Source organism: Paenibacillus senegalensis JC66, assembly GCF_000285515.1.
GTDB lineage: Bacteria > Bacillota > Bacilli > Paenibacillales > NBRC-103111 > Paenibacillus_L > Paenibacillus_L senegalensis.
Map to the genome: position 1 here is coordinate 379,549 of NZ_HE610958.1, position 15,627 is coordinate 395,175.

11 protein-coding genes and 1 pseudogene are annotated in these 15,627 nt (G+C 48.7%); 4 read left to right on the forward strand and 8 right to left on the reverse strand.

What is annotated here, in order from left to right; genetic code table 11:
- Positions 1 to 631 precede the first annotated feature (631 nt).
- A pseudogene (locus tag PSHG_RS32090) lies at positions 632 to 790 on the forward strand (transposase); the annotation flags it as partial.
- Between the two features lie 84 nt (positions 791 to 874).
- Here PSHG_RS32090 and PSHG_RS10225 read toward each other — a convergent pair.
- Together PSHG_RS10225 and PSHG_RS31450 are read right to left on the reverse strand one after the other, a co-directional pair.
- Positions 875 to 1,081, reverse strand: a complete 207-nt coding sequence (locus tag PSHG_RS10225; RefSeq protein WP_010272502.1) for a hypothetical protein — start codon at positions 1,079 to 1,081, stop codon at positions 875 to 877.
- Positions 1,082 to 1,371: 290 nt separating this feature from the next.
- A complete protein-coding gene (locus PSHG_RS31450) occupies positions 1,372 to 1,863 on the reverse strand; it encodes a WGxxGxxG family protein (protein ID WP_010272503.1) in 492 nt (163 codons plus the stop codon).
- A gap of 708 nt (positions 1,864 to 2,571) precedes the next feature.
- Here PSHG_RS31450 and PSHG_RS10235 point away from each other — a divergent pair.
- From PSHG_RS10235 to PSHG_RS10245, 3 genes are all read left to right on the forward strand, one after another.
- The gene (locus PSHG_RS10235; RefSeq protein WP_010272504.1) at positions 2,572 to 3,552 is read left to right on the forward strand and encodes a TIGR01212 family radical SAM protein; all 981 of its coding nucleotides are present in this window, start codon (positions 2,572 to 2,574) and stop codon (positions 3,550 to 3,552) included.
- A 193-nt stretch (positions 3,553 to 3,745) separates the two neighbouring features.
- A complete protein-coding gene (locus tag PSHG_RS10240) occupies positions 3,746 to 4,333 on the forward strand; it encodes a class I SAM-dependent methyltransferase (protein WP_010272505.1) in 588 nt (195 codons plus the stop codon).
- 138 nt (positions 4,334 to 4,471) lie between these two features.
- Positions 4,472 to 5,437, forward strand: a complete 966-nt coding sequence (locus PSHG_RS10245; RefSeq protein WP_010272507.1) for a type I phosphomannose isomerase catalytic subunit — start codon at positions 4,472 to 4,474, stop codon at positions 5,435 to 5,437.
- A gap of 298 nt (positions 5,438 to 5,735) precedes the next feature.
- On the opposite strand, the gene PSHG_RS10250 is transcribed toward PSHG_RS10245, so the two are convergent.
- From PSHG_RS10250 to PSHG_RS10280, 6 genes are all read right to left on the reverse strand, one after another.
- The gene (locus PSHG_RS10250) at positions 5,736 to 7,211 is read right to left on the reverse strand and encodes a protein adenylyltransferase SelO (RefSeq protein ID WP_010272509.1); all 1,476 of its coding nucleotides are present in this window, start codon (positions 7,209 to 7,211) and stop codon (positions 5,736 to 5,738) included.
- Between the two features lie 1,045 nt (positions 7,212 to 8,256).
- Positions 8,257 to 11,331, reverse strand: a complete 3,075-nt coding sequence (locus PSHG_RS10260; RefSeq protein WP_010272511.1) for a glycerophosphodiester phosphodiesterase family protein — start codon at positions 11,329 to 11,331, stop codon at positions 8,257 to 8,259.
- Positions 11,332 to 11,513: 182 nt separating this feature from the next.
- Entirely contained in the window at positions 11,514 to 12,341 is an 828-nt protein-coding gene (locus PSHG_RS10265; protein ID WP_010272512.1) for a carbohydrate ABC transporter permease, read from the reverse strand.
- A complete protein-coding gene (locus tag PSHG_RS10270; protein WP_010272513.1) occupies positions 12,331 to 13,215 on the reverse strand; it encodes a carbohydrate ABC transporter permease in 885 nt (294 codons plus the stop codon). The genes PSHG_RS10265 and PSHG_RS10270 overlap by 11 nt, the downstream gene beginning before the upstream one ends.
- Entirely contained in the window at positions 13,215 to 14,012 is a 798-nt protein-coding gene (locus PSHG_RS10275) for a sugar phosphate isomerase/epimerase family protein (RefSeq protein WP_010272514.1), read from the reverse strand. Before PSHG_RS10275 ends, PSHG_RS10270 begins: the two co-directional genes overlap by 1 nt.
- Positions 14,013 to 14,198: 186 nt before the next feature.
- On the reverse strand, positions 14,199 to 15,578 hold the full coding sequence (locus PSHG_RS10280) for an ABC transporter substrate-binding protein (RefSeq protein ID WP_010272516.1): 1,380 nt from the start codon (positions 15,576 to 15,578) through the stop codon (positions 14,199 to 14,201).
- Positions 15,579 to 15,627 lie beyond the last annotated feature (49 nt).

Below are 15,627 nucleotides of genomic sequence, written 5' to 3' on the forward strand. Positions count from 1 at the left end.
CGAAAGTGTGTGCGAAAGTGTGTGCGAAAGTGTGTGCGAAAACGGTCATGCCATTGAATTCTCAGGCACAACTCCAGCATGAAAATAGCCAAGGTTGGCCAAGGTTGGCGGGGTTCGCGGGACTGTTGCCTGCGCTTTGTACGAAATGTCGTACAAATGCATGGGGTTGAAGCGCGAATACCGGTGTTTTGTGTGAAACGTCGTACAAATTCAGGGGATTGAAGGGCAATTACCCAAGATTTGTATGACAAATCGTACAAACGCAGGGGATTGAGGGTGATTACCCGAGATTTGTATGACAAATCGTACAAATGCAGGAAGTCAGTGAAAACTGACGACTGGCCCGGCTACAATGTGCAAATGGCCACGGAAAAACAGGTTCGTTTTGTTTTACAGCATCCATCAGCGACCTACAGATACGCGCTGCTTCATTCCACATATGGAGCGTTTGGCCGCATCTTCGTTACCCATGCCCAAAACCGTGATTGCGATACGGGCTATGGTGCCGAATGTCCTTCTGGTATCGTCGGGTTTTCTCCTTCAAATAGTTGCCGTAGAGGATGAGAAAATCAAATCGCGGCTGTTTTTCTTCGCCCACCGCATACTAGTAGTTTTCCTCTCACCTGCGATCTATGCTCGGCGTAAAGTGGAGGTAGAGAACGTGTTCGGTCACCTCAAGGGCAACCGGTCGTTCCGACGGTTCTCTTTACGGGGGCTGAACAAGGTTCACGTCGAGTTTGGGATTATGGCATTAGCCCACAATCTATTGAAAGTGGAGGTATCCGCCTGACCATTTTCCGGGAAAATAGCAAACAAAAAATGGACGGAACACATTACGGCCCATCCATTTTTTAGTCTCTTCTCAATATCAGAATTACATATTCAATTGGTGAAAAGAAATGGGACGATTATCGGTATCGAGCAGTTCCCTTTCCAGCGAACGCTTGAGCTTCTTCTTCAGCTGACTCATCAATTCATTGTCATAGGGAAAGCGTTCCCCGCTCAGAGCCATCAGCTCTTTAACAGTCAATTGAACCGAAACCGTTTCATTGCCTTTGGGTACTAACACCTGTGTATTCATTGTCGTCACCTCTTTAATAATAGTTAGTTATTACATTCCCGAATTAAACCAACCATACAACAAAAACGACAAACAGATGAGGCTCGATCCCACTTCTGGAATTAAATTTTTTCTAATTAAAATTTAACACACCATGTCAGTTTTTTCAAGCCTAAACCATCCAATTTCCCCACTATTTTTAATCGCTTCAAGGTGTCTTCAACCCTTGTTAAAAGAGGCTTTTTCTACTGTAGTCGCGGCCTTCGACTTGCTTGTGAGCAAATCAGAAGGCCGCAAAAAATGTGCCAAAATTAACGGGTCGGATCATCATTGCGTCGTCTGTTTCGAAGTCCTGCCAACCCGATGAGGCCAAGCAAGCCTAACCAGCCGTAATCCATCGTATTATCGGCTCGGGTTGCCATACCAACACGGTAAGAGCTCATATGGGCTGATCTATCCCCATTACCTGGAGTCTGATTCGTATAGGTGCTGCGGTACCCTCCGTTGCCGTTGCGGTCAACTGTACGGCTCGTGCGGTTAATCTCGGTAGTTCTGTCATTCACGGGATTAAGCCCATTGCCTGTTTCGAAGGGAGCATTCATGCTTCTGCCCGGAACCAAGCCCTCACCACGGGCAGTAGTCTGATTAGTCAAGTTCGCTGCCCCGGTGTTAGTGCCCGCTGTACTTACGGTGGTAACACCTGGAGTTGATGTTCCGGCAGGATCGTTAACAGCGGCACCAGCCGGCACTGCAAACGCAAGAGTCAGGGCCAAAGCAGCCGTGCACAGACCAGTTTTCTTCAAAGATAATTCCCCCTTGACGGTTATAAAATTAAGGCACCTGCTTATTTTCCTCATGAAAGCTCTAATGTATTCTCCCCTGTTAGCTGGAAAATGTCTTGATACAATATTGGCTCAAAACTTAAACTAGCGGTTGACAACAAAGGAGGAAATCACTACGGGGAATGAGGGGACCTCCGATCGCTGTTAGCATATGCTCCCGAAGTACGCTTCCTTCCAGAAAGCGTTGACCCCAGATTTCTTCGCCTCAGCGGTTGAAATCCGGTGGCAAAGGCGAACGCTTCCACGCTCCCGAAATTGCTTTCCTTCGGAAAGCTTTGACTCCCTCTTCCCCTCCGCTGCTGCTATCTTATACTGTCAACCTCCAATTATTAGAGTGAGCCACAATATTAGCATCTCAGCCAAAAAAGCTTTGTGCCAATAGTTGCTTTATTTATGTCCAAGCTTTTTGCCTTGAATTTCCATCAATCATGGACGGTTCAACCTTGTTCAAGCAAAGCGGACATTTATCTGCCAAAAAGGGGCAGCAGTCGCATTTTTAGTCCAGATAAGCTACAATAAAATTGCTTTACCCTACAGCATTTTGCCTAAATCCAAGCGAAGCTTGTAATCGTATAAGATATAGATAATTAAGGTTTTTTACACTCGTTACCGTTATGGATGAATTATTATGGGCAAGGTGCTTACTATCCTAGAAGGGGGCTTTGGTCCATGCCAACATTAACAGAAGCACCCCTGTTATGGGGAGATAAACGATTCCATACCTGGAACTACGAAATGCGGGAGCAGTTTCAGACCAAGGTATTTAAAGTAATGCTGGATGCCGGCTTCACCTGCCCGAACCGGGATGGGAATTTGGCTATTGGCGGCTGCACCTTTTGCAGTGCCAGGGGCTCTGGGGATTTTGCAGGCAGAAGAAGAGACGACCTGGTTACCCAGTTCAACCAAATTCGCGACCGCCAGCATCAAAAATGGCCGGACGGCAAATATATCGGGTATTTTCAGGCTTACACCAACACTTATGCGCCCGTAGATGTGCTGCGGGATTATTACGAAGTCATTCTTGAGCAGCCTGGAGTTGTCGGGCTGTCCATTGCTACAAGACCGGATTGTCTGCCTGACGATGTGGTAGAGTATTTGGCTGAACTTAATGAACGAACTTACCTGTGGGTAGAAATGGGCTTGCAAACCGTTCACGAAAAAACATCCGCCCTGATCAATAGAGCCCATGATACTGATTGTTATCTCGAAGGTGTAGCCAAGCTGCGCAAGCACAATATCCGCACCTGCGCACATATCATCTACGGGTTGCCCGGGGAAACTGAAGATATGATGCTGGAAACAGGCAGACAAGTAGCGGAAATGGACGTTCAAGGCATTAAAATCCACCTGCTCCACCTTATGCGCAAAACGCCGATGGTCAAGCAGTATGAGGCCGGGCTGCTGAGATTTCTCGAGATGGATGAATATATTAAGCTCGTTGTAGATACTCTGGAAATGCTGCCTCCTGAAATGATTGTTCACAGGCTTACCGGGGATGCGCCAAGGGAGCTTCTTATCGGGCCAATGTGGAGTTTGAAGAAATGGGAGGTCCTGAACGGGATTGATAACCTGCTAAAGGAAAGGAATACTTGGCAGGGCAGAATGTGGAGGGATAACCTCCGAAATTCTCCCGCTCCTTCTATTATATAGGCAAGGCTGGGCTATATTGGCAAGGATCAGCTGTACAGGCAAAGTTCAGCTATATAGGCATGGTTCAGCTTGCTAGGCATGGTTCAGCTTAAGCGAAACGTTAGCCGCAAGCCGCCTAGAAAGATAAGGTTTACCTTGCCTCTAGACAAGATCTGGAAGATTCGTTAGTTTACTCAAGCCAAGGAGGAAGTCTGTGGGGTTTATCTCAATACTAGGCTGCGCCCAAAAACTGGTGTCGGAAAGGGTTCAGCCAGGCGAACCGGTAATCGATGCAACCGTCGGTAATGGTGTCGATACGCTGTTTTTATCTAAGCTGACAGGCTGTAAGGGAGAAGTATACGGGTTTGATGTGCAGCAGATCGCACTTGAGAAAGCAGCTCGAAGGTGGCAGCAGGATCCAGGCAAAAAAGCTGGGGTTCATTGGCTGAACTGCTCCCATGCAGAGATGAAAAGCATTGTATCTCCCCATCATCATGGCCACATAGCGGCGATCATGTTCAATCTCGGTTATTTGCCCGGTGCTGATCCTGGCACGATTACTCTTCCCGCCTCAACACTTGCCGCACTGCAATCTTCTGTTGAGCTTTTACGCATCGGCGGTATCTTGACTGTAGTCCTGTACACCGGTCATCCTGGCGGGCAGGAAGAAGCCGACGCCGTGGAGGAGTGGGCGGCAAAGCTCAACCCTAAATCGTTTCAAGTCATTAAATACGAGAGAGTGAATCAATCCAAGCGCCCTCCTTATTTAATTGCAGTAGAGAAGGTAGCGCCCTGCGATTAAAGTTTGTGCAGAATTTCATTATCACTATTTCTGCTATGTCTTACATTTACTATATATTTCAAGACACCCTTTCACAAGGAATTGCTACTTTATAAATAGGAAGAGACAGATGAAATTTTGATGAAAAGGAGAGTCGCCATGCAGCTTTATCCGTTAAAATTTCAGCCGGAATTGAAAGAACGCGTTTGGGGAGGGCGTTCATTGGAGCGCTTTGGCTTACAGCTTCCCGCAGGACCTATCGGCGAGGGGTGGATGATTGGAGATCACCCTCATGGTACGACAACGGTCAAAAACGGAGCTTACTCCGGATTGAAGCTGAGCGAGCTTCGTCAAAAGCTGGGAGCGGCTCTGCTGGGAGACAAGGGTGCCGCCTCCAAGAACGGACAGTTCCCGCTGCTTGTCAAGCTTCTCGACTGCGAGGACGATTTGTCCGTCCAGGTTCATCCCCATGACGACTACAAAGGACTGCCGGAGGGAGAACTGGGCAAGACCGAAATGTGGTACATTCTCGACGCGAAACCGGGTGCCAAAATCATTTATGGGCTTAAACCGGGCATAGATCGCGACCAATTAAAACAGGCAATCAACGAAGGCAGAATTATGGACTGTCTGCAGGAAGTGCCTGTGCAGGCCGGGGATTCTTTTTATATACCTGCCGGAACGGTACATGCCCTCGGTTCGGGAGTCCTTGTCGCCGAGGTTCAGCAAAATTCGGATACCGTATACCGCCTATACGACTATAATCGCCCTGGACTTGACGGCAAGCCCCGCGAACTGCATATCAAGGAGTCACTGGAAGTCATCGCTTATGATGGTACCGGCGCAACCCGCATGACCACAGAAATTAGCAAGCCTCATGAATGGCTGAAGCTAGCCCATTCCCCCTATTTCATCGTGGAAAAAGGAGTGCTGGATGGAAGCTGGGCACTAGCCACCTCCTCAGACAGCTTTGTTATCCTGATAGTGGGCGAAGGCCAGGGATCAATTCATTGGGGCGGGGAAAGCCTTCCCCTAAATGCAGGTGAATGCCTGCTGCTGCCCGCCCAACTGGGCGCCTACCGCCTGGAAGGAAAGGCTACGCTTCTTCGCAGTTATTTACCCTAAAAATGTTCGCTGCATCCATAGCAATAGCCACACGGCGGTCAGTCGGCCACATGCAGTTCGCCCGTTGTAAATGATGACTCTATCGTCGCGCGATTGTAAGTGGTACTGCACTGCCAGTGGCAGCTGCTGTACTTGGACTTGGCTATACCGAAATCATATTAAAATGCCCGTCATCCCCATTTGCACTGCCCCGTCAGCTAAACAGTTAAAATTATGACTGATTAGTATATTGGGGAGCGTATCCATTTGGAGGCGACGGGCTTTAATTGCCTGAGCCGCTGCTGCCAGGATACCCGGGCTAAGTCCCGCAGTAAGTGCGGTAGGGAACCTTGGAAGGCGCCGGCGGCTCGGCATATTCAGCTTGCTCAGGAGAATGTTCATACGGGTTGGCTAACACCTTGAGCAGCTTTTCCATCACGGTGTAATCTTCATGTTCCACCGCCGCTTCAAGAGCTTCCTCCACCCGGTGATTACGGGGAATGACCGCAGGATTATGCGATTTCATGAGCGCCATTGTTTTCTCCGAAGACTCCTGCTGCCGTTTCAGCCTGGCCTGCCAGCGCGCATACCAATCTGCAAACTCACTGCAGTCCGGCAGCGCATTCCCTTCTGTTGTGCCAAATGTGAGGGCCAAAAAGGTGTTCGTATAATCAGCCTCATGCTTATGCATCAAGGACAGCAATTCCTTGACCAGCTCCTCATCTTCGGACTCCTCCTGAAAAATACCAAGCTTGGCTCTCATTCCGGAAAGCCAATGCTCGCGGTAATACTTGCCAAAAGCTGAAATTTCCTCTTCAGCTTTTTTAATCGCCTTTTCTTGATCTTCATCCAACAGCGGCAGAAGCGCTTCAGCGAACCGCGCCAAATTCCACGAAGCAATATAAGGCTGGTTACCGAATGCATAACGGCCTTGCCGATCAATGGAGCTAAATACGGTTGCCGGATCGTAGCTATTCATAAAAGCACACGGACCATAATCGATTGTTTCTCCGGCAATGGCCATGTTATCAGTATTCATCACACCGTGGATAAAACCAACCAGCTGCCAACGAGCAATAAGTGAAGCTTGACGCTTGATAACTTCCCTCAAGAACGCTAGGTAACGGTCCGTTTCCTTGACTGTATCAGGAAAATGCCGTTCCATTGCATAATCAGCCAAAGCCTGAACGTCTTGGGACGATCCCCAATTGGCAGCATATTGAAAGGTGCCGACCCGAAGATGACTTGCAGCTACCCGTGTAAGAACAGCACCGGTCAATTCAGTTTCCCGGTACACCGGCTCCCCGGTCGTAACGACAGCAAGACTGCGAGTCGTCGGAATCCCCAGGGCATGCATAGCTTCGCTGATGATATACTCCCGCAGCATCGGACCAAGCGCTGCCCGGCCATCTCCCCCCCGCGAGTAAGGGGTTCTTCCCGAGCCCTTAAGCTGAATGTCAAAGCGCTCCCCGCCGGGAGTTATCTGCTCACCCAGCAGCAAAGCCCGTCCGTCACCCAGCATGGTAAAATGGCCAAACTGATGTCCGGCGTAGGCCTGCGCCAGGGGCGAAGCACCTTCCGGAATTTCGTTGCCGGCTAAGATCGCTGTCCCTTCTCGGCTGCGCAGAGCTTCAGCGTTCAATCCTAACGTTTCAGCCAACCGATCATTCAGCAGGGCTAACTCCGGAGAATTTACCGGGTTCGGATCTAGCCGTGTAAAAAATAAATCAGGCAAGCGCGCATAGCTATTGTCAAACTTCCAGCCTGCATTGGCAGGCGCATAATTTTCTGCCATGATATCTCCTTTCCTCCGGCGCTTTGCTCCGTCGGTAATTACATTAGATTATAGACACGCAAGCCCCAGCGACGCAACTGATTAGATCTTTTGTAACAGTTGGGCGGCAGGCTGTGAGGTCTTTTACCGCTTGCTATAAATTGTAACGCTCGCCATGGTCCTTAAATGAGCAAAATCAGAGGGATAAAAATTGTAACGCTGCCATCGTCCTTATTATGCTTCAGACCACGGTTATCGAGACTAATTGTCACAAATAAGAGCGAGGAGGAGCGTTAGAAATCAAATCCCTGCTTTTTCGGCCAAATAAGAGCGAGGGCGAGCGTTAGCTCGGGGGCTTCGCTGGGCATCTTAGCAAGGCATTGTGCAGGATACCCCGCCGCTTGATCTGTCGCCGTTTAATGTAGTATAGACAATGGCAACGGGGGTATCACATATCGGTAAAGCTGGTGGACATTGTATTTGGATACGGGATACGCATACCGCTTGTCTTATGTTATCAGCATATCGTTTGCGTATTCTCAAGCATCGCTTGTCTTATGCTCTCAGCAAATCGTTTGCGTATTCTCAAGCTTATGCTCTCAGTATTACATTTGTTTTATACTTCCGAGCATAACGTTTTCTTGTAATGCTTGCCATGCAAACCCGTCAAACACTTCAAATCCATACGCTTACTCAACCGCGTCCGCATCGTGCTTAGTGCGCTATCTCGTATAAAAGGCAAGTGCGCATTTTGTACAAAATATAAGTGCGCAGCACTTTTTCACCGCTCCTCTTAAGATGCTGCCCTGAAAGTCTTCCTGCGCCATGTATATCTTGACATAAGCTTTGCAAATGAATCGAGTCTTGTGAACATTACCCTCCGAACCTGCAGGTGAATCTTCTTTAATGTGTCCCTTACCGCTTACCGCAATAAATAGGAGCCAATTCAAAAGAAGAACTCCAGGGACTTGTCATACCCCCATGGAGTTCTTCTAACTTTACACAATGTTGATGTTAATCCAGCTTATCATTTAACGTCAGCCATTTCTGTGCGCTGCTGTTTACCTTATCTTCTTACCATCACTTCGGCAGGCGGGGTGAACAAAATATACGTTTCTTCATTAAACTCATATTCATAGTAAAGCTGAATCCATGCTTTTCCTTGAGCAATTCCAGAAAGCTCTGTACCTTCTGCATTGACAGACGCCAAGTGAGAGGACGACTCCAGCACGCGGATCTTCGCCTCGACCTCTTCGCTCGCTCCAGAACGATAGGTAACAGTCGCTTTCATCGTTTGCGGTTGACCGATTCTAGCCTGAAGCCGCTCCGGGGCTTCGAGACTTACCGGTTCGTCCGCAAAGCTAAGCGGAAAATCGGTTACTCTGCTGAATGGCCAAGCGAAGGTGACGAGACCGCGGTGCTTGGAATAATGCATCATTTCCGGTGTCATTGAATTGCTCGGGTTGAAATGCACATTCTGTTCAACAGCCTCCCTCAGGAATTTCTCTGCATGTCCTGCCGGATTGTTCACCTCAGGGGGACCATTATGAATGTACACAAGTCCGATTTCCTGGTTTAGCTGACGCACGTTGACCGGCTCCTGCAAGCGGAAGGAGATCACATAAGAATGCGGCTCGAGATTATGGGCCTGAACTAAATCGATAATCTTTTGCTCGATGTTAGGAGCTTTGATTTCCAGGAATACAGCAATTGCCCTGGTTTGGTTCTTGTCCTTCACCCACAGCAAGAATTCTTCCAGTGTAGGAACCTCGACACGCTCAGCCGGATTCACATAGTTGGCATTCAGCTGCTTGATCTCGGCCAGTGTTTTGTCCCTTACCTTTCCCGTCCCATCGGTTGTCCGGTCGACATTGTCATCATGCATTAAAATGAGATGCCCGTCTTTGGTCTCCAGGATATCGACTTCAATCAAGTCAACACCGCTCTGCCAGGCTTCCTCAGCAGCCAGCAAAGTATTTTCGGGAACTTGGTCCATTGATCCCCGATGCCCTCCGATTAAGTGGCGGCGGATTATTGTATTCTCCGGATACACCTGCAGTGATTCGCTTACGAGCTGCGGATCCTCCGTCAGGATGCCGTCGGCACCGATCGCAATCAGCTTATGGGTTTCTACATCGGACTCACCGCCGACTGCCCATACACTGATTCCGCGAACTCTTAGGTAATGAACCACTTCTTTAGTTAACCGTGTATGGTTTAATACAACTACCTGGGCGCCACTGCTGCGAGCGGCCAGTACTATGTTTTCCAGTTGATTCTTATTAACCGGATGATTGCCGAGCCATAATCCGCCGCGCAAGGAGGAATTCGCTGTACGAACCTCGGCAATCACTTGTGTATCCTCCGATATGATGTGTGCATCGCTTACATCTTTTTCCTCCAGCAAGCGGACGACTTTATCCGCAGCCGATGAAGTATTGACTTGAATGACCGGAATCAAGCTTCCCTCAATCAAGTCGAGCGCTTCCTCCAGCAGCGGAACCCGCTCGCCTGCGAACCCGGGAGCGAACCAGCTGCCGGCATCCAGCGTTTGAATGACAGACCATGGGGTTTGATCCACCCGGCCGTTTCCATTCGTAGTCCGGTTGAGCGTATCGTCCTTCATAAGCACCAATTCGCCGTCAGCGGTTTGTTGAACCGGCAGCAGCACCTGGCTGGCGTCCAGCTCCAGCAGCTCTTCGATTGCGGACAATGTATTTTCCGGTGCATGGATAGCATCACCACCATTAGCGATTACCGTCGGCGCAATGATGATGCCCGATTCCGGCTCCCTAGGCATCAGCACGTTATCGCTCAGCTCGTGGTCCGGGATACGGCTCACATCGGCATTAGGGCCGAACAGAATAATTCCTGGCGAAGGATCCGGCCTGGCGACGAAATCCGCAGCGACATTGTTCGTGTCGGTGGCATTCAACCTTTCAATCGAGTGTCCGTTGTTATTAAATATTGTTGGCAGGAAAGGGGAAGCGCCAGGGAAAGGCGCATTCTCCATCCAAACGACTGCGTCGATAATTTGCATATCGGCATCATAGAGCAGCGCCTGATCGCCGGCATTGGCCAGACGAACAGTACCTTGCGTCCATTCCATATTTTTCTCAAGAGTGGGGACCTCTTCCATCGAATGCTCAAATTCAAAATCTGGCAGGACGCCGTAACGGGCATACAAGCCTTCAGCTGAACCGGCTACAACCATAACCTGGTAAGGTTCGATCAACGTTCCTTCAGGAAAGCGGAACATTCCCTCCCCTGCTGCGCCGACACGCGGAAATTCAGAGTCTCCGATATGATAGCCGCTTATGTCAATCACTTCACCACTTATGTTTGTGAATTCTATATATTCTCCTGTATCCTCGTCGTGAATTGCATCATAGAGAACTTCCGTTATTAACAGCGTATCGCTGATCGCTTGACCGCTGAAAGGATGCGGGGTATCCTCTCTAAAGTAATACTCGCCCGGCGTCGGCTCCATCGGCCAGAAGTCGACGGACGCATCGCCGGATGTATAAACGCGCTGCAAAGTCTGGATATGCTGAACCATGGCTGGAGCCGCATCATACAATACGCCATTCAAGCTGCGTTCGATAATATACGGGACATAGTCAATGACCTGCCGCTTGGCATCCATCAGCAGAATATCATCTCCCCCTTGAGCAAGCACAAGGTAGCCCCTGCCCCAATCCGGCGCATCGAGCATCAGCGGGACACTAGGGTCAAGCCGCGGGTTATAGGTGTTGTGCTGAGGCAGCTCAAAGTCAGCCGTAAACCCATAGCGGTCTCTTGTAATGATAGCCGACTGGGCCACTACCAGTGATTCTCCGGCATCAATGACCGTTCCCGCGGGAAACTGGTACATGCCTTCATTTCCGTTAGGGGTTGCCGCGTCCCCTATATAGAAGCCGCTTATATCGACGGGCTGCTGCCCGACATTGGAAATCTCAACATATTCCGCCCCATTATCGTTACCTGGAGGGTCATACATAATCTTAGTAATATATAGAGAGGGCTGTGCAATTTCTTCAGCGTATGTTTTCTTAGGAGTAACAACCACAAGACTTGCGGCCGCGAGCATGATACTTAACGCAGTGCAAACGGACTTCTTTAGCCTACTTTTGCCTGTCATAGATTAGCCTCCTATGTTAACCATAGTCATTCTCTCAGTACTTGCGAATTGAAAGAATACATCCACGCCACTCTTTCTACATCACCTCCTAACCTCTATTAAAGACCCGGGGACTTCTCTATGAATTCAAACCCACTTTCGGGAGGTTCATTTCCCGCTGTAAAATGTAAATATCGTTAAGATTACTTCACGCCTGTACTTAAGAAACTGCTGATGATGTGCTTTTGAACGACCAAAAAGGCAAGAACAGGCGGAATCGAAGCTACCGTAGCTACAGCCATCATCGGCCCCCAGGAGGTTCCGCCCTCTGCGTTGATAAATAATTGCAGGGCCAGCGGAATCGTAAACATTCGCTGATCATTGATGACCATTAACGGCCAGAAATATTCATTCCATACATTAATGAAAAAAATGATGCTGATCGAAACAATCATCGGCCTCACAGCCGGTGCGACAATAAGCCACATTCGCTGCCAATCATTGGCTCCTTCCACTTGGGCCGACTCCAGCAGCGCTTTAGGAATCGTACGAAAAGACTGCCTTAGAAAAAATACCCCCATACCGTTAGCCAATTGCGGCAAAATGATAGCCCAATATGTATTGAGCAGGCCCCAATTGCTGAGCAGCAAATAATTGGGGAGCATCGTCACCAGCACCGGGATCAGCATACTGGCTACAATAATGTAGAACAGCGCAAACCTGCCTTTAAACTCAAACTGGGTCAGCGCATAGGCAGCAATGATGCTCGTCACAATCTGAAATGCCGTAGCCAGTGTCGCCACGACAAAAGAGTTAAAAATAAAGCGGGTCATCGGAGTGCTCACCATAACGTGAATAAAATGCTCCATCGTCACTGGCAAGGGAATTGGATTGAGGAAATCGCTAAAGATTTGTCCAGTTTCTTTCAGAGAAGTGCTGACCATCCAGACCAGCGGAAAAAAACTAAGAAGAAACGTGACGGCAAGCAGCAGGTGCCAGCCATTAAACCAACCCGCTAATCTAGTTTTCATAATGCACCCTCCGTTCCATCACAAAGGCTTGTAAAACGATCAAGCCGCTGAATACGATGAACGTCAAGACGGCAACAGCGGAAGCCAAACCACTTCTAAAGTATTGGAAAGCATATTGGTACACCGTAAACACCAAGTGGGTAGAAGCCTGATCCGGGCCTCCATTTGTCAGCATTTGAATCGGAACGAAAGACCATTGAATGCCCAGTACTACGGTAATAACAAAAACAAACATGATCGTTCCGCTGGCCAAAGGGATATAAATTCTGCGGATCAGCCCCATATTGCTGCTTACTCCGTCAATCCTGGCCGCTTCCACAATATCTTGGGGAACGGATAAGATCCCGGACAGCAGCAAGATAAAATGGTAACCGAACGTTTTCCAAGACGTAATGATAACAACCGAGATAAGGGCCCATTTGGGATCCGAAAGCCAATTTATTCCTGAAACTCCTAGAAGCTGCAAAAGATTGTTGACCGACCCGCTTATCGGGTTAAACAGCCATAAGAACACGATCGAGGCTACCGCCAGGGAAAGCACGGTTGGAACGAAGATGGCACTTTTATAAAAGCCTTGCAGCTTCCCGCGTACCTGGGTAACGGCATAAGCTGCAAAAAACGGCACAACAAGCAATAACAGAACTAGCAGGACCGTGTACACTCCTGTATTCCATACCGATTTCCAGAATTCGGAGCTGGCCAACAAATTTTGATAGTTGTCCAAGCCGACAAATCTGCGATTAGGGCTCACCATATTCCAGCTGAAAAAACTGATTTCCAGCGATTTAAACAAAGGGTAGTAGATAAAAACAGCAATAGGAATAACAGCAGGGGCCAAATAAATATATGGCTTCAGTTTGTTATATAGGGTCATTATCTGTTTCCTGTCTTTCTCAGCTTTTGTTCCAATTGAGCAGCGTGGGCCAACACAATGTCAGTCCGCGTCCCTATTTGATATTCAAGAATATAAGCCGGTTCCTGCTCCAGCCGCTCCAGCTTCTCCCAGATCGGCTCCCACTGTACCGTTCCGTCTCCCATTGGCAAATGCTCATCATAAGCCCCATGATTATCGTGCAGATGGATAGCCGTTAGCCTCGAGTCCAATCGCTCAATTAATCGCGGAATATCCCAGTTATTAATGTGTGCATGCCCAATATCCAACAGCGCATCGATCTCCGGGATTTCGTCGAACAGCTCAACGAATTCATCGGGATTAAACAGCGCACAGTCATGAAACCCAACGTTCTCAACCATCACCTTGACCCCGAGGCGTTCACCCAATTGGCCGAGCTGCCTCAAATAGTGCTTAGAGCACGCCTGGGCCCCCTCCCGGTCATAGATAGGCGTGGATTGCAGATTGGGATGAATAACTGCATGCTTCGCCCCAATCTTCGCCGACCAGAGGAGCGCCTGCTGATAAACTTCATAAGAATATTGGGAAAGAGTCCGGTAACGGGGCGAAGCCAAATTCAAGTCAAATATCGGAGTATGTACACTTATGGGTCCGGTATGCTTTGCCAAAGCCGGTATCTCTTGCGACCATTCCGATGGATGATTGGCCCACTGCACTCCCTCTGTCACCCATTCCACCCCTCCTTGCCATTGCTCTAAAAAAGCATTTAGCTGGGCTTCGTCTTTCATATATGGGAGCAAATTGATATAAATAGACATGATCTTCACACTCCTTAAATTTGATATAGAAATAGCAGTTTTCCAGATCTTGTGAAGCAGGATTCACAGAAAGCACTCTTTAGTAAACAACCGCCAAGAATTCAGCATAGATTGAATTGGATCACCGGAGGCTGGGCCATTCACGCAGCTCCGGCGACCCCTAATTCACCTTCCAAGGGCTGCCGCTTAGTCTAATAATGCTCTAATCCGTTCCGCCGCTCGGGTTAAGGCTTCCTCTGCGGTGGCCGAACCAGTCAGCACCTGATCCCGCGCATCGATTAATGCCTGCTCCGCCTGCAGGCCATTCTCCCCTGGGAAATTAGCCCACTGGACAGTGGAATCTTTTTGCGCAATAGCCGCCTGCATTAACGGATTGGAATCTAGGAAGGGCTTCAAGCCGTTAGGATCATCCGCTACGCCTTCACGCGGCGGCAGATAGCCGGTGCCCTCCACCCAGCGGGTCAAGGCTTCAGGAGATTGCAAATATTTAATAAATTCCCAGGAAGCCCGTTGTCTGTCCTGATCTTGTGCAAACACGACCAATGAGTTACCCCCTGCGGGGATCGATCTAGGTTTGTCTCCAAATGTCGGAGAAGTTGTAGTTCTTAAATCAAAGTTACTCTGCTCCACAATTCCGCTCATTCTTCCGATCGTCGTATAGTACATGGCCACTCTGCCGTTACCAAACGCTTGCTGCCCTTCTTCTTGTCTGGCATGGAATGCCAACCCTTCAGAGACCAAATCTCCCATCATTTGAAACACTTCAATCACTTCCGGAGAATCTACGACTACTTTTAATTCACCGTTCTCTTCCTCCAGCCAGTTTCCTCCGTTCGATCTGACCAAAGCGAATTGCGCCCAGTTATCCGGCGGCTCTTGTATGTACAGACCATAATTGCCGGTTTGCTTTTTGATCATTTCACTGAGTTCAATGACTTCATCCCAGGTTTGAGGAGGGGTATCCGGATTCCATCCCGCTTCCTGCAGCATATCAGCGTTATAATATAGCACCGGATTACTAAGTCCATAGGACAAACCAACAATAGTACCGTCATCTGCTTTACTTAATTCCACAATGTTTGGAAGGAAATGATCCTCAATAAAATTAGGTTCTTCCGAATCTAACGCAGCTACATCCTTAATCGGGGTATATGGAAGATTGCCGTTTACATAGGTTAGGTAGTTGTAACCCATCATCACTACGTCAGGAGGATTTCCGCCAGCAATAGCAGCCTGGGCCTGCTGAATTATTCCTTGATATTGGTTGGGAATATATCTGCCCTCTACCGTAATGTTTTTGTCATTGGTTTCATTAAAGGAATCAATAATGGCTTGAACTTGAGTCCCTCCCCAATCATTGGAATTCACATGCCAATACTCAATAGTGATTGGAGCTGATTCGCCTGAACCATTGCTTCCACCGCCAGCACCATCTCCGGATCCACCAGCTCCGCCGGAGCCTCCACTCCCACCGGATCCACCGTTTGTACTCGAAGAGCACCCCACAACTGCCAGCAGCACAATCAACAACATTAAGAATAATGGACGATGCTTAGGCTTTTTCACTCGTTGAACCCTCCCTAAAATTAATAATTTTATAATAAAGCGCTTTCAT

What these genes read in the sequence shown, in the direction of transcription:
- PSHG_RS10225 (WP_010272502.1), bottom strand. Translation starts at nt 1,081, where the DNA reads ATGAATACACAGGTGTTAGTACCCAAAGGCAATGAAACGGTTTCGGTT.
- PSHG_RS10235 (WP_010272504.1), top strand. Translation starts at nt 2,572, where the DNA reads ATGCCAACATTAACAGAAGCACCCCTGTTATGGGGAGATAAACGATTC.
- PSHG_RS10245 (WP_010272507.1), top strand. Translation starts at nt 4,472, where the DNA reads ATGCAGCTTTATCCGTTAAAATTTCAGCCGGAATTGAAAGAACGCGTT.
- PSHG_RS10250 (WP_010272509.1), bottom strand. Translation starts at nt 7,211, where the DNA reads ATGGCAGAAAATTATGCGCCTGCCAATGCAGGCTGGAAGTTTGACAAT.
- PSHG_RS10260 (WP_010272511.1), bottom strand. Translation starts at nt 11,331, where the DNA reads ATGACAGGCAAAAGTAGGCTAAAGAAGTCCGTTTGCACTGCGTTAAGT.
- PSHG_RS10265 (WP_010272512.1), bottom strand. Translation starts at nt 12,341, where the DNA reads ATGAAAACTAGATTAGCGGGTTGGTTTAATGGCTGGCACCTGCTGCTT.
- PSHG_RS10270 (WP_010272513.1), bottom strand. Translation starts at nt 13,215, where the DNA reads ATGACCCTATATAACAAACTGAAGCCATATATTTATTTGGCCCCTGCT.
- PSHG_RS10275 (WP_010272514.1), bottom strand. Translation starts at nt 14,012, where the DNA reads ATGTCTATTTATATCAATTTGCTCCCATATATGAAAGACGAAGCCCAG.